Here is a 26,418-nt window from a genome sequence, read left to right on the forward strand (position 1 = left end):
AAATGAGTGAGGTACAGCTTTTTGCTTCGTTTGTGTAGCGGCAGGATTAATCCTGCCGCTACACAAACAAAGCCTTTTGGCTTTCCCCCACTCGCTATGATAGACCCAGCACAAATGTACAATAATTAAACACAAGCACTCTATTTTTTAACTTCTCAGAATGACCCTAACGCTCTACAATACCCTCACTCGTCGCAAAGAACCGTTTGAAACCATCGAACCGGGCAAAGTAAAAATGTACTGCTGCGGCGTGACGGTGTATGACTATTGCCATTTGGGTCATGCTCGCGCTTATATTGTCTGGGATACGGTGCGCCGCTATTTGCTGTGGCGGGGATACGATGTCCGCTACGTACAAAATTTTACCGATATTGACGATAAAATTCTCAACCGCGCCAGGGAAACCAACTCGACGATGGAAGCCGTCGCGGAACGCTTTATCAAGGAATATTTTACCGATATGGATCGGCTAAATGTCATGAGAGCCGATGAATATCCCCGCGCCACCCACTCGCTAGATGGCATTAAGCGACTGATTCACGAGTTGGAACACAAAGGTTATGCTTATCCATCAGCGGGTGATGTTTATTACACGGTGCGGCAGTTTCCTGAGTATGGCAAACTGTCTGGAAAGCGGTTAGACGATTTGCAGGCAGGGGCAAGCGGTAGAGTTGATACACAAGATACTGAGGCCGCTAAGAAACAAGACCCGTTTGATTTTGCCTTGTGGAAGGCGGCGAAACCAGGGGAACCGGCGTGGGAGTCGCCTTGGGGTCAAGGTCGTCCGGGGTGGCACATCGAATGTTCGGCGATGGTGCGCGATCGCTTGGGCGATACAATAGACATCCACTGCGGCGGTGAAGATTTGCAGTTTCCGCACCACGAAAATGAAATTGCCCAATCAGAAGCGGTGACTGGTAAACCTTTAGCCCGTTATTGGATGCATAACGGCTTTATCAACGTCGATGGCGAGAAAATGGCCAAATCTGTGGGCAATTTCACCACAATTCGCCAATTTCTCGATGCACCGAACGGACTCGCACCGATGGCGTTGCGCTTGTTTGTTCTGCAAGCCCATTACCGCAAACCAATTGATTTTACGCCGGATGCGATCGCTAGCGCCAAAAACAGCTGGGAAACCCTCAAAGAAGGCTTGCTTTTTGGCTATGAATGTGGTAATAAACTGGGCTGGAGAGTAGAAGAGACGCGGGGACGCCCCGACGCGGGGACGCGGGGAGAGGACAAGGGGGAATCGCCAATCGAAAATGCCTACGCGGAGCGTTTCCAAGCAGCGATGGATGATGATATTAATACCCCTGGTGGTTTGGCAGTGTTGTTCGAGTTAGCCAAAGAACTGCGTCGCGAAGCCAATATTCTGGTACACCAAGGGAAGACGGAAACACCGCCACAGGAATTAGAACAACAGTGGGGCACACTGGTTAGTCTCGCCGCTGTTTTGGGATTGGAAGTTGAACCAGAAGCGGAAACAATTGAGGAAACTGGTGGTTTAAGTGATGAGGAAATTGAAGCGTTGATTCAACAACGACAAGATGCCAGAAAAGCGAAGAACTTTGCAGAAAGCGATCGGATTCGCAACGAACTGCAAGCTCAAGGTATCGCGTTAATTGATACCCCACAAGGTACCCGCTGGCATCGCAACTAAACCAGGACTTATGCAAAGAAACCCGGTTTCTTTTCTCGTCGCGCGTAAGTTCTATAAACTATGCAAAGAAACCGGGTTTCTGACCAAGAAACCCGGTTTCTTTTCTCGTCGCGCGTAAGTCCTAAGCTGCTGGGCACCTAATTTGAGAGCCAAATTTTACCTTCTTCTTGTGGGGTGGGCATCTTGCCCGCCTCTTTATTGGATTTAAATGCGTAGCAGCTTATAAACCTCACCCCGTAGTGTGAAGCCTACCTCGATGTTGAGGTGTCAAGATAGATCTAGAGGACTATATCCAACGGTTGAAAGCCATCCGTTTTAGCGACGAGGAGGCAGCGATGACAGAACAATTAGATCAAGAAAAAGATATCAGACTTAAAGTTACCACGAGGATCTGGGGTTGTGCGGTGGGAATGTTGGGGATTTGCATTCCGCTGACAGCTATTACAAATAGCGGCCCAATTCTACCTTTAGGAGTGGTGGCGGGGGCAGCTGTTGGTACGGCTGTGGTTTGGCGTTCTTCAGATAAAAAATCCCAAACTGAATTAGCACCAAGTCAGTTGCAGCAAATCGAACAACGCCTTGCTAATTTAGAAACCATTTTGGGTAGCGATGACTTGGATATGCGGTTAAAAATCAAACAACTGGAATCAGGGGATTCTACTAAGTTGCCGCTAAGCGATCGCAACTTACCAGCTTAGTCACCCCAGGACTCACATTCACCCATCCGGGTTTCTCTGAAAATATTTGATTTGTCAATCAGATATCTAGCTTGAAACCCGGTTTATCACCTAGTCTTGCCTCAGTTCTCTTAACTCACATCTTGCGCCATTTTCCACCACCGCCAGAGAATTTATTCTCTGGCTAATAGCGAAAGTCCATTGAAATGGACTGAAATGCTATCAACACCAATTTCCCTTGATAATGCTACATATCAACATGTACGGATTTACGGTGTGGGTGTTACCAATAACATGCAGGCAATTTCAAACAGTTAAAGTAAACCCGCCGATGCCCCAAGTGTTGCCCATTGATAGGAAAACGGTATAATTGCACTCTATCGACCCTACAGATACAGTATTATGCTGTTTAAGAGAATCCGGTGTTGACTCAGGAGAGGTTAAGGTTGCATGAATACCGAAAGAATGCAATGGTTTAAAAGCGCTTTACGATGGCAAGGTTCGGTGATTCCATCGGTGCTGCCACGCGCCTTGGTCTGCGGGTTATTTGGCGTTTTGATCTCCCTCTTATATGGTTACGGATTTGCAGTGGCGTTGCCGTTTTTGGGGACTATTATTCCCAATGTAGTCTTGGGTTTATTATTGGTTTTTAGAACAAATACGGCTTATGAAAGATTCTGGGAAGGCAGGAAATTTTGGGGAATTATCAATAACAATATCCGCAACTTAGCTCGTCAGATATGGGTATCCGTGGATGAACGCGAACCAAGCGACCGAGAAAATAAAGTAGCAACATTGCGAGCGATCGTCGCTTTTGCTGTAGCTACAAAGTTACATTTAAGAGCAGAGGCAATCAACAGCGAGTTGGAAGATTTGCTATCACCAAAGCGGTATTATAAACTGAAAAACATGAACAATCCATCCCTAGAAATTGCCTTCTGGATCGGGGATTACATGCAACAACAATACGAGAGAAATCGCCTCAATATCTATCAGCTAACTTCCATGCAGGAATTACTCAACAATTTGGTAGATTGTTTAGGAGGCTGCGAAAGGATTCTCAAAACACCAATGCCCCTAGCCTATGCGATTCACCTCAAACAACTTTTACTGATTTATTGTTTTTCTTTGCCGTTTCAAATCGTCAAGGAGAGCGGTTGGTTTACCGGACCAATTGTCGTTTTAATTAGTTTTACATTACTGGGAATTGAAGCCATCGGTCTGGAAATTGAAAATCCCTTCGGTCACGATGCCAATGATTTGCCTTTAGATTCAATCTGTGCTAACATGCGGCGCAACATGGAAGATTTAATCACCCTAGCTCCTAGTGTCAGAGATTGGAAGACAACATCCGTAGAGCCACACTCATCAATGGTTAATAAATAATTTCTTCCTGAGTCATCTTTCCGCTTCACCAATTACCAATTACCAATTACCAATTACCAATGGAAAATCAAACTGGATTTATTTTTAAGGTACTGGTCATTTCAGCCGGATTATCGGTTTTAATTAAGTATGCTGGTCCAGCTTTGGAAGTAGGCGCAACGCCAGTCAACGCGCTGATACTTGTTTTTGTGCCTACTTTGATTGTAGCGATCGCTCTGTGGTGGCGCGCTCAGCAGCAAGGACAGCAAAACTGAAGCAGACTTTACCCTCCCCTGCTCCAGATCCTGTCTCAATCGTATCGTTCTCTGCAACAACTCTTGTGGGGTGGGCATCCTGCCTGCCCATGACTCTATTTTCTGGAGAAGTCTATTGCCTTGGCGATGCTGCCCCTTTTGCTCTTCACCCGCCCAGAATTAGGCAGAAGTATCCTTAACCTCCGGAAAATGTTATAAAATTTGAATATTCCCAATTTCTAGTAGAGGGTGGTAGAAAAGCTTGAGCGCCAACAGTAAGAAATATTCTCGACATCACGTCGCATATTGGAAAAAGCGCCTGCGGTACAAGTTCGACAATTTTATGTCGAAAGGGGGATTCTCCGTCTTTCTGGCATTATTAGCATTATTCCTTGGCGCTTTTATTGTCATGACAATTGTTCGGTACATTTCCGAGTGGATTTTTCCCAATCAAAATCCAGATCCGACGGATTTGTCCTGGGAAGTCTTCGTCCAGCTGATCGGGCTAAGAGACGCGGGAGACAATGTCAATTTGGCGACTAAGTTTATTGCTGTAATCACAATATTTATCGGCTTAGTTTTGTTTTCCAGCTTAGTTGCTTTCATTACCCAAGAATTTGAAGAAAGACTTAAATTGCTGCGGCGGGGGAAAAGCCTGGTAGTAGAAAAGAACCATACCTTAATTTTGGGATTCAGCGACAGAATTACAGATATTATTGAAGAGTTAGTAGTGGGTAATGCATCAGAATATGACGCAGCAGTTGTAATTTTGGCGCCAAAAGATAAAGAGGAGATGGATGATTTTATCCGGAATAATCTAGGAGAACTAAAAACAACCAGAGTAGTGACGCGCAACGGATCGATCGCTAATTTAAGCGACCTCAACATGGTGGGAGTAAAAGTAGCAAAATCCGTAATAGTTTTGAATGATGCCAAAGCCTCAGATAGCGATGAATTAAAAGCTTTATCCGATGCGCGAGTCGTCAAGGCAATCTTAGCAGTTGTCGCAGCGAATGAAGAAGAAACCTTGCCGCCAATTGTCGTAGAATTATACTCGGAACAATATCGCAAACTGGCAGAAAATATTGCTCCTGGAGCCGTCACCACTCTAAATGAGGCCGATATTTTGGCTCGGATTTTAGTTCAGACATCCCGCAGTGTAGGACTGGCGACAGTCTATTTAAACATGGTGGGTTTTGAAGGCAATGAATTCTATTTCTATAGAAATAAGTTAGGCTGGTACAATCTAACTTTCTCTGAATTGCCATTTCATTTCTCTAATGGGATGCCACTAGGCGTGCGTCAGGCAGATGGCACCTTGACAATAAAACCACCCAGAGATTACAAGCTGGCTGACGATGATGAAGTTATTATCCTAGCAGAAGATGACTCAACCATAAAATTTAATCCTATACCTGTAGTGCAGGGTAAAATTAAAGGCTATACTGAATACCGAAAAACCTTAGAGCGACAAATAGAAAAGTACCTGATTATCGGTTGGAACAGTAAAGCCCCAATTGTCCTCACAGAATATGCCAAATACATAGTCGAAGGTTCGCAGGTTAACCAAGCGGTAGAGAATTTAACTGATGAGGTGAAAGCTAAATTTGACAAGATTGCCAAAGCATATCCACATATCAAAATGGAGGCTATAGAAGTAAATTTGGCCTCATTCGATCGCCTGGTGACTCTGAAACCCTATGAATTTGACAGTATATCAATTTTGGCAGGTAGCGGGGAAAAAGCTGAGGAAATTGATGCTAAAACCCTCACCATTTTGTTGGAAATGCGGCAAATTTTCAAAGACTATACTGCTACAACTGGAAACGAAGTCAGCACCGAATTGATTGCAGAGATAATTGACTCGCAAGAGACGGATTTGGCGATCAAAGCTGGTGTGAAAGACTTTCTCCTCACCAATCAATTTGTGTCGAAAATTTTAGCCCAGGTTTCCCAAGAACCTGATGTAATGTCAATCTATGACGATCTGTTTTCGTCGGCAGGGAGCGAACTTTATATCAAGCCAATCTGGCTTTACTTCCCACCGAAAAAGATTGGCAAGCTAACGTTTGCTGATTGCGTACTTGCTGCACAAAACCGCGATGAATTGTGCATCGGAGTAAGAATTAACGCTCTGGCGCAGGATAAAAACAACAACTTTGGCATTGACTTAGCACCGAGTTTGGATAAGCAGCTAAATCTGACGGTGAATGATGCGCTGATTACTTTAGCCGAGGATGAAACATAAAAGCGCGATCCCTGAATTTAAATTTGCGGGTTGTCGCTGGCAAAATCAAAGACGAGAAAAGAAACCGGGTTTCTTTTCTCGTCTTGCGTCAGTACTGTTTTCCTCAACCCAGTACGGCGCGGTAGTTGATCTTTCTACTTATTTTCAGCTGCTTGACTAATTTTCTCTAGACTTGCTTGCATCTGATACAACTGGTTTTGAATTTGTTCTAGCTTCTTTTCCAGGGTTTTTTCGTTTTGTTCAATTTGATGGCTGATTACTTCATCCTTTTCTTGCAGTTGTTCCTGATGTGCTTCTTCCAAACTCGAGATCATCACACCAACCAATAAATTGATAATAATCATTGCTCCCAACATGACAAAACTGACAAAGAATAAAGGACTTAAGGGTTGAGCAGAAGGATTCTTACACAAATCTTCCATGCCACTATATCCATACCGATCGCACCCGTAAATTTGGGTGTACATCATATCTGGCCAACCTTCTAGCGTGGCAACTTGAAACAAAGACAGCATTGAGCGAGGCAAAGTACCAAAACGAATGGGATCGTTTTTGGAAAATATGAACGTTGCCACTACTCCATACATATAGAACAGCAGCATTAGCAATAAACAAACGTAACCCATTGAAGGGAGGCTTTTCAGCAGCGCCGATACCAGAATCTGCAATCTAGGTAAAGCGCGTAACAATTTGAGCAGGCGCAGAATTCTAACCATCCGCATGACTAGGATGTAGTCAACATCAACTGGCAAAAAGAACGCCACAATAATCAAGAAATCAAATATATTCCACCCATCAAAAAAGTAGCGCCACCACCGGGGATATTCCGCTGTAATTTTCAACAAAAATTCGCCGATAAAAATCCAGATGATAATGCTATCAATAATTTTCAGTAGCGTAGTGTGTTTGGCTGCAAATTCGGGATATGTTTCTATACCAACCAAAACCCCCGACATCACAATCGCTACCATAATTATGATCTGAAAAGTGTTGGAATTCACAGTTTTCACAATCATTCTGTGTGGTGCTTGCATTCAACAATCCCCTAGCTCGAGCTGACTAATCTGAATAATAAGTCAAAAGATGCTTCTCTGTTTGCAGTTTATCGATTTGCCATCATTGGTTTTCAGCCTGGAATCAAGATTAGCTTGATTTCCAGCTATCACGTGCAAATTAGCAACCACTCAGGAGTAAACTGGCAGAGCGACAAAAGATGACTAATATCATGTCGGGTAGCAACGGTTGTGTAACTGCTAATAGCTAATCGCTAATGGCTCTGGAGGCAATTGACAATTAGCAAGCGAGCAATTAGCAATTAGCCATCCATACACTACCGATACCACCGGACATGATATAACATGATGGTGATTAAAGTTATCTTGGCGTTATAATCTCATAGTTTTCTGACTTTTCCTAGTTGCCTGCGGTTCTAGCAAAACTGTAAAGGTAAGATAGACCCCGCTCCTGGCTATAATGGGCATCTCCCCTCTAGTTAGCCAAACAGGGAGTCATTACCGTGAATCTGGGTCAACTCATCGGCCTATTAGTCCTAGGGATATGTTTGTATATTTTGTGGCAAATCCGGGAAGTGCTGTTGCTGGTATTTGCCGCAGTCGTTTTGGCAACCGCCTTAAACCGACTGGCAAGACGCCTGCAACAGTCAGGGTTGGCGCGCGGATGGTCTGTAACGCTTTCAGTTGGGATTTTACTAACCGTCCTGATCGGCTTCTTCTGGCTGATCGTACCGCCGTTTGCCTCCGAGTTTCGACAACTGGCAGAATTGTTGCCCAAAGCGATCGATCAGTTGAATCCTTGGATAAAGCAGGTACAATCAAACATTCCCAGCCAGTTGGCTCCCTATCTGGTGCCCCAGAAACCTGGTGGGGGAAATACTTTAAGCCAACAACTCCAGCAACAATTGCAGCCGTTCATCACTCAGCTATTGGGCGGTGCGGGTGCGTTTGTCTCGAACACGCTAGGAGGGCTTTTGAGCTTTCTGCTGGTGCTGGTTTTGACGCTGATGATGTTAGCTCAGCCCAGACCTTACCGCAAAGTATTTGTCAGACTGTTTCCCTCTTTTTATCGGCGGCGGGTAGAAGGAATTTTAGATGAATGCGAGGTAGCACTTGGTAGGTGGATTATCGGCGCTTTGATTAGCATGAGCGTGGTGGCGATGCTGTCGCTGATTGGGTTGTCGATTTTACGAGTAAGGTTGGCGCTGGCTCAAGGAATTTTAGCAGGATTGCTCAACTTGATTCCCAATATTGGCCCCACTTTGAGTGTCGTGTTACCGATGATGATCGCCCTATTGGATGGGGTTTGGTGGAAATCGGTTGCCGTCTTAATTTTGTATTTCGTTATTCAGCAGTTTGAAAGTAACTTTTTGACACCTTACGTGATGGCGCAACAGGTATCGTTGTTACCAGCGATCACGTTAATGTCCCAAGTATTTTTCGCTACGTTTTTTGGATTCTTGGGGCTGATTTTGGCGCTGCCTCTCACAGTCGTCCTTAAAGTTTGGCTCACAGAAGTGTTGATTAAAGATGTGTTGGATCTGTGGCACAGCGATCGCGAAGCCGAGTTTAACGCAGCAGGGGAAGCCGAATCCCAAAAAGTCGCCCAAGTGGATCAAAACGCTCCCATCTTGCCCGACAAAACCCCAAAAACTCCAGACTCTTCAAGTGACGAGCCTGGTAATGGAGAATAGGTAATTGCAGATTGCAGATTTAAGATGGCAGATTTAGCAATAATTGCCGATGGCAAATTTAATATTTCCGATTAAAAAATGTTATAATTTTAGGTTAAAATCTGATATAATTAAATATAAATTAAAATAAAATCTGCAATCAACAATCTAAAATCTGAAATAAAATATGCGTACTATTGCTGAAATTAACGACAAAATAAACCAAAAATCTGCGGTAGTTTGGACAGTCGAAGAATTAAAAGCGCGGGTGGCAGAAATTGGCGTTTCTGAGGCAGCTAAGCAAGTAGATGTCATTACCACCGGCACGTTTGAGCCGATGGAATCAACGGGGGCAATTATTAATTTGGGGCATACCGATCCGCCGATTAAAATTCGCTCTTGCTGGATAGATGGGGTGTTAGCTTATTCTGGGTTTGGTGCGGTAGATTTGTTTTTAGGAGCCGCTCAAGGGGTTGATTATCCTAGCACGGGTGAGATAACCGATGGGGAAGAATCTAAAGAACGAGGCGGCGGTCATGTAATCGAAGATTTAATTGCGGGTAAACCCGTGCAATTGCGAGCGATCGGACAGGCGACGGACTGCTACCCCAGAGCGACTTTTGAAACCACGATTACCCGCGATACGATTAACCAGTTTTATTTATACAATCCGCGCAACCTGTATCAGAATTTTATTGTGGGGGTGAACGGAGGCGATCGCGCGCTGTTCACCTACCTGGGTACGCTACAACCGCGTCTGGGAAACGCGGTATATTCTAATCCGGGTGCGATCGCTCCCTTACTCAACGACCCAGATTTAGAAATTATCGGCATCGGTACCCGCATTTTTCTAGGCGGCGGTATTGGTTACGTCGCCTGGGAAGGTACCCAACACTTCCCCTTACAAAAGCGCCTACCCAATCGCACGCCGATTGGTCCTGCTGCTACCCTCGCCTTGATTGGAGATGCCAAACAAATGGATAGGCGGTGGGTACGGGGTTGTTACTTTAAAAATTATGGCGCTTCCATCATGCTGGGTGTCGGCATTCCCATCCCGGTTTTGCACGAAGAAGTCGTTGCCAAATGTGCGGTGCAAGACAAGGATTTAGTCGCACCAGTAGTAGATTTTTCCATTCCCCGCCGCGTCCGTCCCACGTTTGGATTAGTTAGTTACGCTCAATTAAAATCCGGTCGGATGACGATTGAAGGTAAATCGGTGAGGGTTGCTCCCCTGGCTAGTATTTATCTGTCTCGGCAAGTTGCATTAGAGTTAAAACAATGGATCGAGGAAGGGAAATTTACCCTCACCGAACGAGTTGCTTCCATTCCAATGGATCGGGTTTTTTTACCCCAAGATCGCTGGGGCGCGACCATTGCACTAGAATGAGTGACACTCCTACACTCTTCCAGACTGAAATTACCTTGTTGCCAACTCAGCAAACCGCTTCAAAACCTTTAGAACAGGCTATAGCTCATTCTCCGCTCGCTCGACGGACAATCCATACTGGGGTGGCTCACTTGGTACGAGTTTAAGCTGTGAGTTTCCCTCTCTCAGGACTTACGCAAAGAAACAAAGGTGAGCCGAAAAATCGTCGGTCTGGTAACCAGAGATTGACGAAGAAACCGGGTTTCTGGCCTCCTCGTGCGTCAGTCCTGTCTCTAACACAAATGCGTGCAGGGAGGCTATTGCTTAACGAAATTTATTTTCTTTCGCCATCCATCATTTTAGTTTCCTGTTAAGAATCCTGCATTCCCGATCACCTGCCAAAAGGACTTTCCTCCATTTTCCTTATATTCTGTGTAGGATTTTTCCAGCTTATCTTGCTGTTGACGAGAGCGGAGTTTGTGTTTTATCGTATTCCGCTGATTTTCCCGATTTTCTTGCTGTTCACAATCTTTCTCTCTCACTACTTGCTGTTCTTTTTGTTTCTTACTATTGCCCGTCATATCTAGCTACCTTTCTGCAATACTACCTAACGCAAGTTGCTAGTTATAAACAAGGGGGTTGCTAATGGCTAATTGCTAATTGCTAATCTTGGATTTTTACCAATCTCGCCAGCCATTAGCCATTAGCCGCTCCCAGAGAGATAACTAGCAACTTGAGTTACCTATTCTTATATTATATTACTTTCTCATGTTATTTGCCTGCTCTAACTACCTCTCGAGTATTAAATTTTCCTCTTCTAAGAGGCATTCGTATAATTATTTGGGAATTCTATACTTGTGACAATAACTTTGTTTGGAGTTGGTATATCCGAACTTGTTGCATTATATTCAACAATTTTACCACTTTCAATTTTATAGTAGACTTCTAAATTTGTCTCCAAATCCGCTACGACACAGTTCTGACCATCATCACGATCAAAAAAGTAAGCAGGGTCTTCTGAATCGTATGGTTTATCGGGATTAAACGATATATCTTTAACAAGTTGAGCCAAGCTCCCTATCTCGTCCTTCGTTCTGTAACGCTTTTGAGCCTTGAGTTCCTTTTCAACACTGGGAGACAGTTTAACAATTGTTAAAGGAAATAAAAAACAATCACCATCCTTTCTAAGGGTTTTCTGCTCTACAAGTTTATTCAGTGCTGTGTTTATGGCTTCCTTTTTAGCGGTTTTAACCGCATTCCCTCCGAATCAACATCTCTAAGTACTCACTACAAGATGTTTGATTTCTTACTGCTGTTTCTTGCAACATTCCCCAAGCGGTATCGGTGATCCAGACACCTCTTTTCTTCTTTAGTTCGTCGTGTAAAACAGGCTGATTTTTTAGCCTTTTGCGCCCTTTTTCGGTTGACATTGTAAGCACCGTAATCTATACTAAGCGATATAATAACAATACTTAGGAGGTGAGTCTAGGGTGGCTCGAAGCAAAACTAGCTCATTTATTACCGAGATTCCACTAATTGTAGATAGCCAGCAAGAAAAAGAGTTGTTGTCTCGCTTTCAAGCAGGAAGGCAACTTTATAATGCTTGCTTAAACGAAGCGGAAGTAAGAATGAATCTAGTTCGCAATTCTGAAGCCTACCAAGAAGCAAAAAAAATTCCTATAACCCAAAAGAAGAAAAGAACTGAAGCGTTCGCTGTGGCACGTCAAGCTTATCGATTTTCCGAGTATGAGTTGCACGCATTTGCAACTATCACCAGTAACAACTCAAAATGGATAGCCAAGAAAATTGACTCCAATACCCAGCAAGCTATTGCGACTCGTGCTTTTAAAGCCGTCGAAAAAGTGCTATTTGGGAAGGCAAAGAAAGTCCGATACAAAGTACCCAGTAGATTCAGGTCTTTAGAAGGGAAAACCAACTTTCAAGGAATCCGATGGAAAGAAGACCAGTTTGTTTGGTGCGACCTAGTAATTAAACCGTTAATTGATTGGATGAATCCAGTTATCCTGCATGGCTTAAACTCTCGCATCAAATACGTTCGGATATTGTGGAGAGAAATTAACGGAGTACGGCGCTGGTATGCTCAATTAGTTAATGAAGGCATTCCTTTCCAGAAACCGAAAAACTACATTTATGATGGTGTTGTTGGGATAGACTTAAACATCTCAAATATCGCCTTTGTTGCTGACAGCGAAGCGGGATTATTGCCCAATGCCTGCGGAGTTCCCACCTTTGAGAAGGAGATAAAAACCTTGCAGCGTCAGATGGATAGGTCTAGGAGAGCAAACAATCCAGATAACTACCATCCAGACTTTGAAGGCAAGAAGGGACGTAAAACTATCCGCAAAAAGGGAACATCCAAGAAGGGTAGGAGGAAGTGGAATAACTCCAAAAGATATCTGAAACTATCTCAAAACCGACGAGAATTAGAGCGTCGTAAAACTACTTATGCTAAGTCTCAAAACCGGAAGATTGTCAATGAGATTTTGCGGCATGGTAAGCATATTAAAACTGAGAATGTTTCAGTGAAAGGATGGCAGAAGCGATACGGTAAAGCTATTGCTGCTAAGTCACCAAGTTTTGTGCAATCTGAATTGAAACGCAAAGCCGAAAATGCTGGCGGTTCGTTCACCAAGTTTTCTACTCAAAAAACCGCCTTGTCTCAGATTCATTTGAGTGGGAATCGCATCAAGAAAACCCTATCTCAAAGAGTTCATCATGATGAGACAGGAATTGTGATGCACCGAGACTTATTCAGTGCATATTTGAGTAGATATGTTAATGACGATGTGCTTTCATTGCAGGATGCTGTCGAACAGTATCCAGGGGCGGAGCCGTTCCTTGAGGAGGCGTGGAAGCGATATCAGCAAACCGCGAAACGAGTAGGCGAGTCCGAAAGTGGGCAGTGTCATTCTCCCCTAGAGCGGTTTTCCCAAAAGCTAGGAACAGTTAACCAGATAGCTATCGACGGGCGAAAATTTAACTTTAATTCCTAGCCTGAATCCCCGTCTCTTCAGAACGGGGTGTGGCTCAAGACTCATGTATTGGGAGAGTGCGTCTAGTGGCAAGATATGAATGTCAAAAATACTTAGTAACCGACTGAAAACAGCTAGCAAGGGTAGAATCAGCCAAGCAATCAATGATATCCCAAATAAAATAACTCTTTCTAAAATCGTTACTTTAGTATTAGTAATATTATTACCCTGATTTCGTTCTTTTTGGGGCAGCCTCACTTTGTTGTGCAAGCGGTCGATAGGGTGTTCAAAATATCCACGAATTGTCCAAAGAGAAAGTCCCCAGTACCAGAAAGCCCATAGTGTCCCTAGAGTAGTTGGCTCTCCCAAATCCGCCCACCAAACCTCATGAAACTCCAGTTGGGTAATGTCACCTAGCTGATCTTTGACAGTAACAACTACTGGTGCTTTGGTATCAGCTGCCCATGTCTTCTGAGCGGCACCAAAGGCAGCATTAGCGCAGGTCCGTATCGTCATCTGAACATCGAGAGAACCCTGAGAATTGTCATTTTTAAGAGCCTGAGCAATATTTCTGACTATACAGATCAAATGTTCAAACTGTTTTTGTTTGCCTATCCCATGTACTACTAGAACACCTACTCGGGTAATTTTACCTTCCTGAAAATTCTGTTTAGAGCTATCCTGCGTCATTTGCTTACAACTTAAGTAATACATCTTATATGATGTCCGGCTTTTCACCCATAATTAAAACTCAGAGCGTCAGATTTTCCAGTGCGTCAGAGCGGAGCGTCGTAACTATGGGTAATCAAACGGACCTGATATTACTCTCTCCACTTTATTCTATTGCAATCCGCGTGTCACACCTAAAAATTGCGTCAGCTAGTAGCCCCGTCAATTTATTGCGGGGCTACTAGCTGACGCGCGCCAATTTATTCACTGTCACAATTATTAAGTTTTCTATCTAAAAACTTGCACCAAACATGGTTTTATAGTAGGTTGTTTTTTGTGTTGCATAATGCACTAAAAAATTAACGCCAAAAAACAAACTTCTTCTATAGCTGAAATTGCGGAGAAGGTGGCAAAATAATGTCGATTCATACCAGAAACGAATCGACTGCCGTAATCAGGATGGTCTTTTTACGGAATGTCAACAACATTCAGGGACGGAGCAGTTCCGGCGGGCGGTAAAAAGACAGAATCATCATCCTTTCGCAAGCAAGTAAGCGCGTCCTCAAGCAGGTGGCTGATTCCTCCTGGTGAGCGGTTGTACTCTCGTAAGATCGCACCCTACATTTAGATCCTTTGCGTAATTACTGAATTAGCAATTAGCAATTAGCAGCTTACTGATTCCGAATTCGTTCTTCGATGTCTTCCAAAGTTTGGATAACCAATCGTTTGGCCTGTAATTTCCACCCCCACTGTTGAATTTTTATGGCAAGAAATCCGCCGCCTAAAGTAGCGATAAAGTCTAGGGGTTGATTTAAGGAAATTCCAAACAATAAACCTAGTCCGGCAATGCCCCAAAAGGGAAGCGAAACAGTCTGACGCTGCTGTTCGACTAACTGACTTAACCAATCTTTTGGCATTTCTGCTAACAACGCTTCTTTGACCTTTTTTTGTTCGGCTGCGCTGACCGATAAACCAATTTTTTGTCTCAGTTTTTCAATTTTGCGGGCATCGGTGCTGTACTGGGTTAGTTCATCCTCTGCCATCAATATCAAACGTTCGTACTGCCCCACTAAATTACCCTCAAATAATCGAAGATTTGCCAGGGCGAAGCATTTGGGAGATAAATTATTGGTTTTCACCCAATGCTTCGCCCCTCTTAGAGGATGGTACTACTTTTTAGCTTCGCCACTGCCCGGTTGCTGGCGTTTGACGGGACGAGGGATGGGCTTTTCTGTCGTCGTCGGCGTCGTCGGCGGCGGCGATTTAGTGGTTGGACGAGGCGAGAAGCGTCCCTTTCCTTGTCCTTGTCCTTGTCCTTGTCCTGGTCCTTGTCCTTGTCCGGGTCCGGGTTTTCTGGGCCATCGACCGCCACCTGGTCCCGGTTTTTTTGGACGCGGCTTGGACGGTTTTTTGGGGCGTATTAGTCCGATGTCTTCAGCCTGCTGAATCACTAAAGCTTCCGCTTGTCGCTTCACCTGGAAGTCCCAGAAGTGACCCACAGCTTTCTTTTCCAGAACGCCTTTGAGTGTCAGCTTGAAATATTTGGCCTCTTCTTGATCGGATTTGGGTGTTTGCCTGATCTTGACAACAATCTGTTCGTTGTCCTGAGCTTGAAAAATCACCTCACCGCGGATGGAAAAATAACCATCTTCAATTTTGGCATCCTCAGAAACCTCAACGGTTGGTTCTGGGGTTGTTTCGTCAGCGGGCTGTGCAGTTTTGTTCAGGTTTTCTGGCTCCCAAACCCCAACAATTTGCATGTGCAAATTATTGTCTAGTTGTCGCGTCCGGGGATAGACCACCCACAGGTGTTCGGTTGCCAAATCCAAGTGATTCTTCACCAAACTCATAACGCGACCGAGTAACACGGCATCGATCGCTTGTCCATCGCTGACAATTAGGTTACCGCGCGTGAATTGTTCGTCACTGGGGGCGTATTGTCCCCGGACTAAACCAATGGCTCGATACTGCATTGGTTCCGAGGGAGCAGGAATCGGGCCATGCCGCTGTTTTTCTTCTAAGCTGGGCGATGTGGCTTCAGTTGCAGATGCGGGGGCAGGTTCGGGGGCAGGTTCGGGGGCAGGTTCGGGGGCAGGTTTGGGGGCAGGTTCGGGGGCAGGTTCGGGGGCGCTAGCTACGGGGGCTTTTGCATTTGGCGGATCCTTGGGCCGACGAACGACGGGTTCGGGGGTTTGAGCTTTGTTAGCTTCAGAAGACTGAGGGATTTTATTGGGAGGGGGACTCATAAACACTCCTTGCAGCGGAGACACATTTTTTTTTGCTTGTTGGAGAAACTGGCAGGTTTTAGGCGCGGCTTAAAAATGCCCGGTTGTCTCGCCGGGATATTTTTGCGATCGCCCATACCAGTCACCAAGCCTTGCCCTGTATCTACTACTCTATTCGCTTTGGAGTTGATAGGGGATTTGCTCAAACGGCGGCAGGTCGCTTCAGCAAAAAGCCCCTATTGCCAAAGGTTACTCCTGTTAGTGATAGCAGACTGATGGCTATATCAGCCAGCCTCTTGTCATTTATGCAGCTAGATCCGGCTCTTATCCGTAAAGTTTTGTCGGTTTTCACGTCTTGGGAGCGGTGCAAAGGTAGCCGATAATAGGATCGGCGTTCAATGTAATCCCGTGTCTGAAAAGCTGCGTCGCTGGTTAATTGCTGGGGTAATGGTTTTAGGCATCATCCCCTTTGTGTGGACTTCGATTGTGCCTCTGTTGGGCAGTGTCGAGACGGGGCAAACTTCTGCCCAGGAAACGGCAACACCGACACCAACCTCTACAACTCAACCCGTGCAAGTATCCCAGGAGGCTAGGCAAGAAGAACTCAAACAAAGGCTCTTAGGTCAAGTGCGGGGTTACGAAGCCATTTTGCAGACCGAACCAGAAAATCAGACGGCTTTGCTGGCACTGTTCGAGACGCGCAAAGAACTGGTGCAGTTAGGTGCGGCGGATATTAAGCAGACGATTGAACCTTTAGAAACACTGATCCGGCTCAATCCGAACGATATCGTGTTCCAGTTAGAGTTGGGCAGCATTTACGCCCAACAGCAGCGTCTCGATGATGCGATCGCTATCTACGATAAAGCGACCAAAATCGACCCCCAAGACTATCGACCCCTTTTAGCTAAAGGTATCGTGCTGCAATTGCAAGGCAAAAAGGAAGAAGCTAAGCCTTTATTTAACCGCGCCACCGAAATCGCCCCAGCAGCTTTCAAACAGCAAGTTCAGGCTCAAATCCAGCAAATCGAAATCCTCACCTCCGCACCGAAGGCTTCTCCCACCCCAGGACAACCCGTTGCACCCACTCCCGCTACTGTGCCCAAGAGCGACACCCAAACCCAACCCGTTGCACCCGCTGCTGCGCCCAAGAGCGACCCCCAAACCCAACCCGTTGCACCCGCTCCCGCAACAACTCCTGAAAATAACTTGACAAATCCGAATAATGGTGATATAATAAACCCGCCAGAAGCAACGCCGAGTCCATAAGAGCGTGCAGGTGGGCAGTTGTGCAGAGGGGCTCCAGGGGCTCCAGGAGCTCCAGGGGAATTTGAATGTACATTCTCCCCATCTCCCCATCTCCCCATCTCCCCTGCTCCCCATCTCACCTGCTCGGTTTTCGCCATTAGCATTCATAATGAATGTCGTGAGAGTTCAAAGTAGTCCTGTGTCCCGAAAACGCGATCGCAAAAGGTTTGGCGCAGCTAAGCAACACCGGAGAATTACTACAGGGTTGATCCTCGTCTGCATCGTCGTTGGTGGATTTTTCCTGGGGAGGTCAACCTTATCTCCCCTGTTTGGTAGTATCTTCAAGCAACAGCAACCCGCCGGACAGAATGCAGCAACGCCTGTGGTAGACTCAACCACCGCAGCTAAGCAAACCGAACTGGAAACCCAGGCTAAAGGTTTCCTTGCGGTTTTGCAACGCCAACCAGAAGATAGAACCGCACTGACAGAACTGGTCAATACTAGGGTAGAACTGGCTCGCATCGGTGCGGGTAGCCTTCGGGATACGATAGAACCGCTGGAAAAACTGGCGAAGCTCAATCCTGAGGACAATCGCTACTCGATTCTGTTAGCCCAAACTAAGCAGCATACTGGAGATTTGGAAGGAGCAGCAACGGTTTATCGTTCAATGTTAGAGGCTAAACCGGGCAATATGGAGGCGATGGAAGGACTCGTAACCTTGCTGATGGCACAAAAACGCCCGGAAGCTGCAATTGGTTTGTTGCAAGATACCCTGGATACTGCCCCCAAGCTGAATAAAATTCAGCCAAAGACGGTGGATGAAACTTCTGTAAAATTGCTGTTGGCTAGCGTTTACGCCGATCAGCAGCGCTATAAAGAAGCGATCGCTATCTACGACGATACAATCAAAACTAATAAAGATGATTTTCGCCCACTGTGGGGTAAGGCGGCTGTGCTGCAATTGCAGGACAAAACCGACGAAGCGAAGTCTTTGTTTAATGCTGCTACTGAGTTAGCGCCTGCTAAGTATAAAGATCAAATTAAGGCGAGAATTAAACAGCTAAAAGCGGAAACGCCCCCACCAGATAATTCTGCTAATGAATCTTCCCCAGATGATGGCGAGTCTGCTTCTCCGTGACATCCTCGAGGCGCTGACACCTGCGTGTACAGCGCTGGCTTCCTAACCTCGCGATTAGGCATTCCTAGTTACTTCCATTTCTGGTTTTTCGCCAGTTATCTAGAGCAGGCCCATGACGAAGCTGCCCGACAGATCGACTGCATAGGCGTTTTGCTTCCCCAGGGTCCAAAGGTACTAGCTGCCAATTTATATTGCCAGACAAGTAAACAAGTTAGTTTATCACCGGGCATAGTGATAATTTCCCATATTTTATAGCGGATTGCAAGCTCGTCTAGGGAAAGCGAAATCGCGCTCGTTTGTCAAGCGCGCAGCAAAAATGGCAGCGCGCTTGACAAACTCAGGTGTACCTCATACGGCTGCAATCCGCTGTAATAATTATTGACGCTAATTTCACCCATCTTAATAATTATTGACGCTCAGTTAACCGAATATCCATCCGGCTTGATAGCTTTTGCCATATCTGGAAAAATAGCGGGAAATGTTCCGGATGAAATTTGATTCGGATGAAAGTAGGGGTAGACATCTCGATTATCAAGTCCGATCCTGAATCATTTTGTTGTGATACCGAATCCAGTTTGACAACCCCCTTGCTCGTGCATAAGAAGTTTAAAGGCAGATGCAACGAATAAAAGAGGTATACAAGGTGGATTTGGTATAAAAGCAACACCAGAGGACTTGTATCAGGTGCAATTCTTATCTGGGATGCAGCTTCACTTGGAAATTGACTGTAAAACTGAGGGCTTAAGCAAAATTTGGCTGTTTCCACTACCTGTAGGGGTAGGGTGGGCATTGCTCACCCTAAATTACCTGTAAGGGTAAAGTGGGCATTGCTCACCCTACATATAGAGATTCTGCGGAAGTCCTGAAACTGACGAAATTTGTCGTGGAGTGATTGATCGCTATAAGGAAAGCCAAACCACAGGTTTTCAATCACTTTTAATCCTCAATTACTAATCCTCAAAAGGAGAAGCTATGGCTAATTCCCTGTTTGGTTTTTTGGGTCAAACCAATAATTACAGCAGCGTCAATGACCTAATAACAAAATGGCCTACGGCTGCCCAGAACCAAGGCATCAAACTGTTTGGGATAGCTTTTGATGGCGTGGAAACTGACTACCTTAACCCTACAGTCATCAGCAACCTCACCTTAGCAACGAACCAAAATCCTAAAAGCTGGTTGAGTTACGGCAGTAGCGCTGGTATTGGTGTCCCATCTTCTTATGAAGGTTGGTTCACCGCTCCAACTAAAGTGCGGGCGGAAATCAACCATAATCCCAATACCAATCAGTCCCAGGTGCTGAAGCTCAAATGGGCAGATAACCAAGACATCAGTAGCGCAACGATTGACCTAAGTGCATTGAGTCCCAAAACAAGTCCGGGACTGGGCGATCAAGGCAATGAAGTTGGTTTCCTACAAATCTTCAATAATGGGGTTTTGGTACCGACCAGCAATTTTACTATCACTCGCGTCAACGCTCCGATCGCTCCAAAACCCATCACCGTATCTTCAGATGGAGTGACTTTCATTGGCGATCGCACCGATGGCAGTTTCAAATTCAAGATAGAAGCAAACCCCCTCAGCGGCATTACTTTTGACGAACTGCGGTTCTCTGCCAAACCCTACGATAGCCCCACCGCTGCCTACCTCGCCGACCCCTTCAAAGAAGATGGTTCGGATTACCTGCTGCGGAACATTGAATATCAAGGGACTGAAGATCCGATTACCCTTCAGTTTAGTAACCCCACCTTCAGCGTTAACGAAAATGGTACGCCGATTGCCGCCGTGACAGTCACTCGCATTGGCAGCAGCGTCGGCACCGCCTCAGCTACCGTTAACCTCAGTAATGGAACTGCTATTGCCCCTGGTGACTACATCGGTACTCCCATCGGTGTCAATTTTGCCAATGGGGACACCGCAGCCAAGACCATCACCATTCCCATTATCGATGACACTTTGGTTGAGGGTAACGAAACTGTCAACTTAAGTTTGACCAACCCCACCGGCACCAGCCATGTCACCTTGGGAACGCAAAGCAGCGCCAGTTTGACCATTGTGGACAATGACACTCTCCCTGCTGGCACCCTGCAATTTAGTTCCCCCACCTTTAGCGTCAACGAAGATGGGACACCGATTGCAGCCGTAACGGTTACGCGCACGGGTGGCAGCGTTGGTGCTGTGTCAGCCACGGTGAACTTGAGCGATGGTACTGCTACAGCCCTCACTGACTATAACAATGCTCCCATCGCGGTCAATTTTGCCAATGGGGACACCGCAGCCAAAACTGTCACCATTCCCATCGTTAACGACTTCCTGATCGAGGGTAACGAAACTGTCAACTTAAGTTTGGGCAGTCCTACAGGCGGTGCAACGATTGGGACGCAGAATGCTGCCACTTTGACCATTGTGGACGATGATGTTGCTGGTTCAAAACCACTCGTTTCCGTTAATTCTCTTCTTGACCCAATCGCTGGGGAACCTTTTAATCCGGAAGGGGAGGGTCTATTTCAGTTCACTCGCACCGGGGGCGATCTCAGCCAGCCACTCACCATCCGTTACACCGTCACGGGTACAGCTACCCCTGACGTGGACTACGCAGCGTTGCTCGGTACGGTCACTATCGCTGCTGGTGAATTTGCTTCCGATCCTGTCGCAGTGAGTACCTTGCCCGATGTCCTGAATGAACCAACTGAATCAGTGATTGTGAAGGTGGCTGAAGATCCGGCTTACCAGGTGAACCGGGTGGGTTCAGCCGACACTGCCTCCGTGAGTATCTTGGACGACAATCCATTGACGGTGACTGGTCCTAGTCCCGTCCTCCTGTATAACTCCAGTGGAGTTTTCATCGATGGTTTCTCCAACATCACAGATGCTGTTGCAGCCGCTATCCCTAACAACATCATCGTTGCACAAGCAGGGACGTATAATGAACCGGGCCCTATTCTGATCAACCAGCCCTTAACCCTGCGCGGGCCGAATGCGGGTCTTAGCCCCAGTGGTACGCGACTTCCCGAAGCGGTTGTTCGGACTACTCTGGGTCAGCCAGTTTTCCGGATCAACAGTAGTGATGTCACAATTGAGGGATTGACGATTCAGATGAATCGCGGCAACGCTATCCAACAGTTAGGCGCAGGTACTGATGTCGTCATTCGTCAAAATACTTTTACCGGCACTGGACCTAATTCTGGCAGCGTCATCTCGTTGGTTCCTGGTATAGCTAGCGGATCGGCGCAGGTCATAGATAACTTAATCAACAGCGTGACTACGACTGCTGGCAGTAACACCAGCGGCATCCAGGCATCTCAGTTCGATACTGTCAGGATTACAGACAATCAGATCGCTAACTTAACCGGAGCAGGTGTTGTTGCTGATTCAATTACTAACGTTGCCAGTGTGATTAACAACAAAGTCACCAATGTCAGGCAAGATGGGATTCGCTTGCAGGGTGGCAATGGCGAGATTGACAACAACGATATCACCAACGCTAATACCAGCGGTGCCCTGACCAGGGGTGGTATCCGGCTACAGGATTCCAGCTTGTTTGGTGGTCCGGCGCTGGGAACAGTGGATGTGCTGAGCAATGTCATCACCAACTCTGTCAACGGGGTGGCGATCGCTAGCGGCATAGGTGTCCCTAACGTCAGGATTAATTACAATGACTTAGTTGGCAACTCCCGTGCTGGTTTGTTACACAATCGTACTGTGACAGTCGATGCCACTGAGAACTGGTGGGATTCAGCCACAGGGCCAGTTGTCGGCGGCACTGGCCCGAATCGCATTGCTGGGGTGGGTGCTAGCTTGGTCACCGCCAACCCATTTGCTACTTCGGTCTTATAACTAACTCAAGTTGCTAGTTATCAGTTGTGACATTGGTAATTGGTAATTGGTAATTGGTAATTGGATGCTTGACTCAGTTTACTCTTGACAATTACCCATTACCTATTAGCCCAAGTTGCTAGTGATAAAACCGATCCTGCCAAACCCCGGAGAAAAAAAGCGATCCCCCTCACATCCCCCTTTTTAAGGGAAGAGGGGGATGCTAAGGGGGGCCCAAGAGAGCTGAACCGAGATAGATCAATCCGCCTCGGCTTTATGGGATAGCGATGCAACCGGACATGATATAACTAGCAACTTGCGTTATTTACCAATTGCGGCGACGAGGGCGAAAATTAAAAACAGCAATCCTCCTAATGCCGTCATCGTTCTTTCTGAGATGCGTTGGGCAATTAGGCGTCCGCAGATGACTGCGATCGCAGCACAAATACCATGTCCTAAAATTGCCCCCGTGGTCACTCCAATCGGATTATTCCCAGCTGCGAGGGTGATGGTGGCAAATTGCGTCCGATCGCCCCATTCTGCCATAAAGGTCATGAGAAATGTTTGCACTAATACCGCCAGCGGGGTGATTTTCCGCCCCAGTTTCGCCTCAGCTTGATCAACTGTTGCTAGTGCTTCTTTTGCTTCATGACACCCGGAATCAGCAGGCATAAGGCTTGCGTCGTACAATAACTTCAAGCCAAAGCCAATAAACAAAGCTATTTCGGCGTAATTGATATAGTGCTGAGGTAGCAACGATGCGGCTTTTCCGACTAAAACAGATAGAATTGTCATCGCTGCCAATGCTGCGATCGCGCCTGTAAATACCAATCGCCGCGAGTGGCGCATCGATAAAACAACGGCAATAAAAAAGGTTTTATCGCCTAATTCCGAAACTGTAATCAGTAATAAACCGGCGGTAAAAGCTGTTAACACTTTCTCAAACTCCTCAGAATTTTCTCGTGAACTTCTTATCTGAGTGAAGCTTGATGAAAGCGGCAAAACTTCACCAAGATCACATCAGATTGATGTCAAACATCAATGTGAACTTAGTGAAGGTCTCGCTTCCAAGTGTTTAAGGTTTAAAACTTGTCACCTGAACCAGGCTCGTCGCCAGCATGTTGATTCAGATGGGCTAGTTAAATTTTTAAGTTAAATTTTTAACTAGCAGCTACTCCCCTTCTTGTATAGGTAATTATACATCTATCTTGTGCTGGATGACAAGACTTTAAGACCGTTTATTTTTATCATTATTTATTCATTTTTTGGGTTGGACTTATGAGGATGTAACGATAAACCTCCGGGGGTTGGAGAGCAACCGCGTTCCGGGGGATCAAACACAATAGGGGGATTTTAATCGCCGTCAACCAAACGAGCGCTGTAAGTTAAGTTGCGGGTGCTTGAGGAGCTTTGTACTCAATAATTTGATGCTGTTTAGTAATCAGGCTGACACGGAGGTACTGGACAACACCGAGTACCTGGGGAAATGCTGACATGGCACAAGATACACCCCAAGCAAAACCGTCAGCCCAAGAAAATCCTCGTTTTTTTGTCTTGTAAGCCACCTTGAGAGCCGTCAGGGGATAGCGAGCCAAGATAATTAACGACAGTCCACCAGTCGGAAGCATCAGGATCAATGCGACCAAGGGCATAATAAACCCCCAAAGCCAAGTTTGCCGAATATCCTTGACAAATTTGCGCTCAGGAGGCGCTCCGTGCAGGTGGGAAACCTGGGCAAATGCATAGCCGCAGCGTTTGGCTCGTTGCCACCACTGCCACAGTCGGTCCATGTCAACTTCGTGCAGAACGCTGTCTCGGTCAAGGCGTAGCAGTTTACCCCCAGCTTGACGCAAGCGCACGCCCAATTCGTCATCCTCGGCGGCGATGACGCTGGGGTTAAAGCCGCCGACTGCTGCCAGTGCGTCGGCGCGAATCATCACGTTACCGCCAAAGTTGGATATCTCTCCGACTGGCCCCATATGCCACTCAATGTTACAGATCCGAGTGTAGATATTGCGTTCCGGGTAACGCTCGCATGTCCACCCGCACACAGCGACCACGTCGGGGTTAGCCTCGAGTGTTTCGGCACCAGCTATAAGCCACCCCTCAATCACCTCGCAGTCTCCATCGATAAACTGAACGTACTCTGCTGTCGGATGCAACTGGCGCAGGCGCTCAAAGCCAGCATTGCGCGCTCTAGCAGCAGTGAAAGGGATCGACATGTCTAGCTCAACAACTTCTACACCGCACGACCGTGCAAAAGCGCAACTAGAATCAGTGGAACCGGAGTCTACGTATACGACTCTTCGCGATTCACCTACAACCGAGTTGAGGCTGCGGACTAAGCGCGAGCCTTCGTTTCGTCCGATAACGACGATGCCGATTTTGTTGGACAAGCCGATCATCTAAATGTGCCTCAGTTTGATTGTCCTTATGATAGAAGATTCAGAAAATAAGGGGAGGGGTTGATGCGATCGCGAACGCGAGTGCGTGCCTTTGGCATATCGCTAACCAATGATTGACCAAACCGAGGAATATACTACTGTACAGGAGGATAATTATATCATGTCCCACGAAATTGAGCCAAATACATCTTTAACGCTACTAATTGTGATCCTGAACTACCGAACGCCCAATCTAACTATCGACTGTTTGCGCTCTCTAGTAGATCAGGTTCAGTCGCTACCAGGTATCCGCGTTGTAGTTTCTGATAACGCTTCTGGGGACGGATCGGTCGAGCAAATTGACAGGGCGATTAAAACCGAAGGTTGGCATGAGTGGGTATCGCTGATGCCGTTGGAACGCAATGGTGGATTTGCTTTCGGCAATAATGCACCCGTCCGCAAGGCACTGGCGTCAACTAATCCCCCCCGTTATATTTTGTTACTCAACCCAGACACAATTGTTCATCCTGGGGCTATCGGTGCGCTGGTAGAATTTATGGACTCTCATCCCAGGGTGGGAATTGCCGGTAGTCGCTTGGAAAACCCAGATGGTACGCCGCAAAGGTCGGCTTTTCGCTTTCATACAGTGTTAAGCGAATTGGACGGTGGCTTGCGTTTGGGTATCGTCTCGCAACTGTTAGAAAAATGGGTGGTTGCGCCACCTGTTCCCGAAGCATCAACGCAGACTGATTGGGTATCTGGAGCTAGCATAATTGTCCGTCGGGAAGTGTTTGAGCAGGTGGGTTTGCTGGATGAAGAATATTTTATGTATTACGAGGAAACAGACTTTTGCTGGCGAGCTTTAACAGCGGGTTGGAGTTGCTGGTATGTGCCTCAAAGTCGCATTATCCATTTTGTTGGACAAAGTTCGGGGGTACACGCTCCGAATATTGCACCTAAGCGTTTGCCCCAATATTGGTTTGATTCCAGGCGCAGGTATTTTCTGAAAAACTATGGTTGGTTGAGTGCATTTTTTGCCGATACAGCCTGGATTTTGGGATATCTTTTATGGCTTTTGCGTCGGGTTGTTCAAGGTAAACCGGATAACGATCCGCCGTATTTATTACAAGATTTTCTGCGTAATAGTGTATTTCTAGGAAATGGATTAACCTCTAATTTCCTCAAGGGTTAGCACGGGAGCGCTCTAATTCCAAGATGGCTAGCGCTCCCTGGAGCGAAAAATGCGACATCAAAGCGGTTACCCTGGTCTTTAGACACAGGGTTTTCCCTTGCTTTTACGATCGGGCGGGCGGGACGCCCACCCCACAAGAACAAGAAAGCGCAGGTGCGTTTGATGTAGGGGCACGGCAGGCGAAATATTGTGGCAGATAGAGATAGCTTAAAGGTGCCGTGCCCCTACAAAATGGCGGAACTGTAGGGGCACGGCATTCAAAATATTGTGGCAGAAATAGATAGCTTAAAGATGCCGTGCCCCTACTACAAAATGGCGGAACTGTAGGGGCACGGCATTCAAAATATTGTGGCAGAAATAGATAGCTTAAAGATGCCGTGCCCCTACAAAATGGCGGAACTGTAGGGGCACGGCATTCAAAATATTGTGGCAGAAATAGATAGCTTAAAGATGCCGTGCCCCTACAAAATGGCGGAACTGTAGGGGCACGGCATTCAAAA

The 26,418-nt window shown here is 46.4% G+C and carries 23 protein-coding genes; 12 read left to right on the forward strand and 11 right to left on the reverse strand.

Going from position 1 to position 26,418, the window contains the following annotated elements; genetic code table 11:
• Positions 1-160 precede the first annotated feature (160 nt).
• The 5 genes from cysS (at position 161) to MiSe_RS25790 (ending at position 6,207) form a co-directional block, all read left to right on the forward strand.
• A complete protein-coding gene (cysS, locus tag MiSe_RS25770) occupies positions 161-1,663 on the forward strand; it encodes a cysteine--tRNA ligase (protein ID WP_226586068.1) in 1,503 nt (500 codons plus the stop codon).
• Positions 1,664-1,998: 335 nt separating this feature from the next.
• Positions 1,999-2,361 (forward strand): hypothetical protein, encoded by a 363-nt coding sequence (locus MiSe_RS25775; RefSeq protein WP_226586069.1) that lies wholly within the window; start codon positions 1,999-2,001, stop codon positions 2,359-2,361.
• Between the two features lie 429 nt (positions 2,362-2,790).
• Complete coding sequence (locus tag MiSe_RS25780) at positions 2,791-3,726, forward strand: bestrophin family protein (RefSeq protein ID WP_226586070.1); 936 nt, start codon at positions 2,791-2,793, stop codon at positions 3,724-3,726.
• Positions 3,727-3,785: 59 nt separating this feature from the next.
• Positions 3,786-3,980, forward strand: a complete 195-nt coding sequence (locus MiSe_RS25785; protein WP_226586071.1) for a hypothetical protein — start codon at positions 3,786-3,788, stop codon at positions 3,978-3,980.
• Positions 3,981-4,302: 322 nt separating this feature from the next.
• Positions 4,303-6,207, forward strand: a complete 1,905-nt coding sequence (locus MiSe_RS25790; RefSeq protein ID WP_226586072.1) for a CASTOR/POLLUX-related putative ion channel — start codon at positions 4,303-4,305, stop codon at positions 6,205-6,207.
• Positions 6,208-6,341: 134 nt separating this feature from the next.
• Here the strand turns inward: MiSe_RS25790 and MiSe_RS25795 are convergent, their stop codons facing one another.
• Entirely contained in the window at positions 6,342-7,241 is a 900-nt protein-coding gene (locus MiSe_RS25795) for an ion transporter (protein ID WP_226586073.1), read from the reverse strand.
• 482 nt (positions 7,242-7,723) lie between these two features.
• Between MiSe_RS25795 and MiSe_RS25800 the strand changes: the two genes are divergently transcribed.
• Positions 7,724-8,914, forward strand: a complete 1,191-nt coding sequence (locus tag MiSe_RS25800; protein WP_226586074.1) for an AI-2E family transporter — start codon at positions 7,724-7,726, stop codon at positions 8,912-8,914.
• A 166-nt stretch (positions 8,915-9,080) separates the two neighbouring features.
• Positions 9,081-10,280, forward strand: a complete 1,200-nt coding sequence (locus MiSe_RS25805; RefSeq protein ID WP_226586075.1) for a homocysteine biosynthesis protein — start codon at positions 9,081-9,083, stop codon at positions 10,278-10,280.
• 338 nt (positions 10,281-10,618) lie between these two features.
• Here the strand turns inward: MiSe_RS25805 and MiSe_RS25810 are convergent, their stop codons facing one another.
• The 3 genes from MiSe_RS25810 to MiSe_RS25820 form a co-directional block, all read right to left on the reverse strand.
• Positions 10,619-10,840 (reverse strand): hypothetical protein, encoded by a 222-nt coding sequence (locus MiSe_RS25810; protein ID WP_226586076.1) that lies wholly within the window; start codon positions 10,838-10,840, stop codon positions 10,619-10,621.
• 236 nt (positions 10,841-11,076) lie between these two features.
• The gene (locus MiSe_RS25815; protein WP_226586077.1) at positions 11,077-11,331 is read right to left on the reverse strand and encodes a hypothetical protein; all 255 of its coding nucleotides are present in this window, start codon (positions 11,329-11,331) and stop codon (positions 11,077-11,079) included.
• A gap of 175 nt (positions 11,332-11,506) precedes the next feature.
• Positions 11,507-11,689, reverse strand: coding sequence for a hypothetical protein (locus tag MiSe_RS25820; RefSeq protein WP_226586078.1), 183 nt, complete (start codon positions 11,687-11,689; stop codon positions 11,507-11,509).
• Positions 11,690-11,749: 60 nt separating this feature from the next.
• Between MiSe_RS25820 and MiSe_RS25825 the strand changes: the two genes are divergently transcribed.
• Positions 11,750-13,273 carry a transposase gene (locus MiSe_RS25825; protein WP_226586079.1) on the forward strand — a complete coding sequence of 508 codons (1,524 nt, stop codon included), beginning with the start codon at positions 11,750-11,752 and terminating at the stop codon, positions 13,271-13,273.
• Here MiSe_RS25825 and MiSe_RS25830 read toward each other — a convergent pair.
• The 3 genes from MiSe_RS25830 to patR all read right to left on the reverse strand — a co-directional run bounded on the left by MiSe_RS25830 (position 13,217) and on the right by patR (position 16,191).
• Positions 13,217-13,966, reverse strand: coding sequence for a hypothetical protein (locus tag MiSe_RS25830; protein ID WP_226586080.1), 750 nt, complete (start codon positions 13,964-13,966; stop codon positions 13,217-13,219). The two genes, MiSe_RS25825 and MiSe_RS25830, sit on opposite strands and share 57 nt — an antisense overlap.
• A gap of 626 nt (positions 13,967-14,592) precedes the next feature.
• A complete protein-coding gene (locus MiSe_RS25835) occupies positions 14,593-14,991 on the reverse strand; it encodes a hypothetical protein (protein ID WP_444980551.1) in 399 nt (132 codons plus the stop codon).
• 99 nt (positions 14,992-15,090) lie between these two features.
• On the reverse strand, positions 15,091-16,191 hold the full coding sequence (gene patR, locus MiSe_RS25840; RefSeq protein ID WP_226586082.1) for a heterocyst master regulator PatR: 1,101 nt from the start codon (positions 16,189-16,191) through the stop codon (positions 15,091-15,093).
• 363 nt (positions 16,192-16,554) lie between these two features.
• Here patR and MiSe_RS25845 point away from each other — a divergent pair, with 363 nt between their 5' ends.
• Positions 16,555-17,412, forward strand: coding sequence for a tetratricopeptide repeat protein (locus tag MiSe_RS25845; RefSeq protein ID WP_226586083.1), 858 nt, complete (start codon positions 16,555-16,557; stop codon positions 17,410-17,412).
• Between the two features lie 178 nt (positions 17,413-17,590).
• On the forward strand, positions 17,591-18,529 hold the full coding sequence (locus tag MiSe_RS25850) for a tetratricopeptide repeat protein (protein ID WP_226586084.1): 939 nt from the start codon (positions 17,591-17,593) through the stop codon (positions 18,527-18,529).
• 793 nt (positions 18,530-19,322) lie between these two features.
• Here the strand turns inward: MiSe_RS25850 and MiSe_RS25855 are convergent.
• Positions 19,323-19,463: a hypothetical protein gene (locus MiSe_RS25855; protein ID WP_226586085.1), complete on the reverse strand. Its 141-nt coding sequence runs from the start codon at positions 19,461-19,463 to the stop codon at positions 19,323-19,325.
• A 38-nt stretch (positions 19,464-19,501) separates the two neighbouring features.
• Here MiSe_RS25855 and MiSe_RS25860 point away from each other — a divergent pair, with 38 nt between their 5' ends.
• On the forward strand, positions 19,502-22,363 hold the full coding sequence (locus tag MiSe_RS25860; protein WP_226586086.1) for a Calx-beta domain-containing protein: 2,862 nt from the start codon (positions 19,502-19,504) through the stop codon (positions 22,361-22,363).
• A gap of 300 nt (positions 22,364-22,663) precedes the next feature.
• On the opposite strand, the gene MiSe_RS25865 is transcribed toward MiSe_RS25860, so the two are convergent.
• Positions 22,664-23,278, reverse strand: a complete 615-nt coding sequence (locus MiSe_RS25865; protein WP_226586087.1) for a TMEM165/GDT1 family protein — start codon at positions 23,276-23,278, stop codon at positions 22,664-22,666.
• Positions 23,279-23,727: 449 nt separating this feature from the next.
• Positions 23,728-24,747, reverse strand: a complete 1,020-nt coding sequence (locus MiSe_RS25870) for a glycosyltransferase family 2 protein (RefSeq protein ID WP_444980550.1) — start codon at positions 24,745-24,747, stop codon at positions 23,728-23,730.
• A 160-nt stretch (positions 24,748-24,907) separates the two neighbouring features.
• On the opposite strand from MiSe_RS25870, the gene MiSe_RS25875 reads away from it, so the two are divergent.
• Positions 24,908-25,918, forward strand: a complete 1,011-nt coding sequence (locus MiSe_RS25875; protein ID WP_226586090.1) for a glycosyltransferase family 2 protein — start codon at positions 24,908-24,910, stop codon at positions 25,916-25,918.
• A gap of 103 nt (positions 25,919-26,021) precedes the next feature.
• Here MiSe_RS25875 and MiSe_RS25880 read toward each other — a convergent pair.
• Positions 26,022-26,418 (reverse strand): hypothetical protein (locus MiSe_RS25880; RefSeq protein ID WP_226586089.1); only part of this gene is annotated, 397 nt, incomplete at its 5' end.

Origin of the sequence: Microseira wollei NIES-4236 (assembly GCF_020521235.1) — a bacterium.
In the GTDB taxonomy this organism is placed as follows: Bacteria; Cyanobacteriota; Cyanobacteriia; order Cyanobacteriales; family Aerosakkonemataceae; genus Microseira; species Microseira wollei.

Excerpts from the sequence above, each read along its gene's own strand:
- MiSe_RS25860 (WP_226586086.1), top strand. The coding sequence starts at position 19,502 with ATGGCTAATTCCCTGTTTGGTTTTTTGGGTCAAACCAATAATTACAGC.
- MiSe_RS25810 (WP_226586076.1), bottom strand. The coding sequence starts at position 10,840 with ATGACGGGCAATAGTAAGAAACAAAAAGAACAGCAAGTAGTGAGAGAG.
- MiSe_RS25820 (WP_226586078.1), bottom strand. The coding sequence starts at position 11,689 with ATGTCAACCGAAAAAGGGCGCAAAAGGCTAAAAAATCAGCCTGTTTTA.
- MiSe_RS25805 (WP_226586075.1), top strand. The coding sequence starts at position 9,081 with ATGCGTACTATTGCTGAAATTAACGACAAAATAAACCAAAAATCTGCG.
- MiSe_RS25785 (WP_226586071.1), top strand. The coding sequence starts at position 3,786 with ATGGAAAATCAAACTGGATTTATTTTTAAGGTACTGGTCATTTCAGCC.
- MiSe_RS25870 (WP_444980550.1), bottom strand. The coding sequence starts at position 24,747 with ATGATCGGCTTGTCCAACAAAATCGGCATCGTCGTTATCGGACGAAAC.
- MiSe_RS25775 (WP_226586069.1), top strand. The coding sequence starts at position 1,999 with ATGACAGAACAATTAGATCAAGAAAAAGATATCAGACTTAAAGTTACC.
- MiSe_RS25780 (WP_226586070.1), top strand. The coding sequence starts at position 2,791 with ATGAATACCGAAAGAATGCAATGGTTTAAAAGCGCTTTACGATGGCAA.
- MiSe_RS25790 (WP_226586072.1), top strand. The coding sequence starts at position 4,303 with ATGTCGAAAGGGGGATTCTCCGTCTTTCTGGCATTATTAGCATTATTC.
- MiSe_RS25830 (WP_226586080.1), bottom strand. The coding sequence starts at position 13,966 with ATGTATTACTTAAGTTGTAAGCAAATGACGCAGGATAGCTCTAAACAG.
- cysS (WP_226586068.1), top strand. The coding sequence starts at position 161 with ATGACCCTAACGCTCTACAATACCCTCACTCGTCGCAAAGAACCGTTT.
- MiSe_RS25795 (WP_226586073.1), bottom strand. The coding sequence starts at position 7,241 with ATGCAAGCACCACACAGAATGATTGTGAAAACTGTGAATTCCAACACT.
- MiSe_RS25875 (WP_226586090.1), top strand. The coding sequence starts at position 24,908 with ATGTCCCACGAAATTGAGCCAAATACATCTTTAACGCTACTAATTGTG.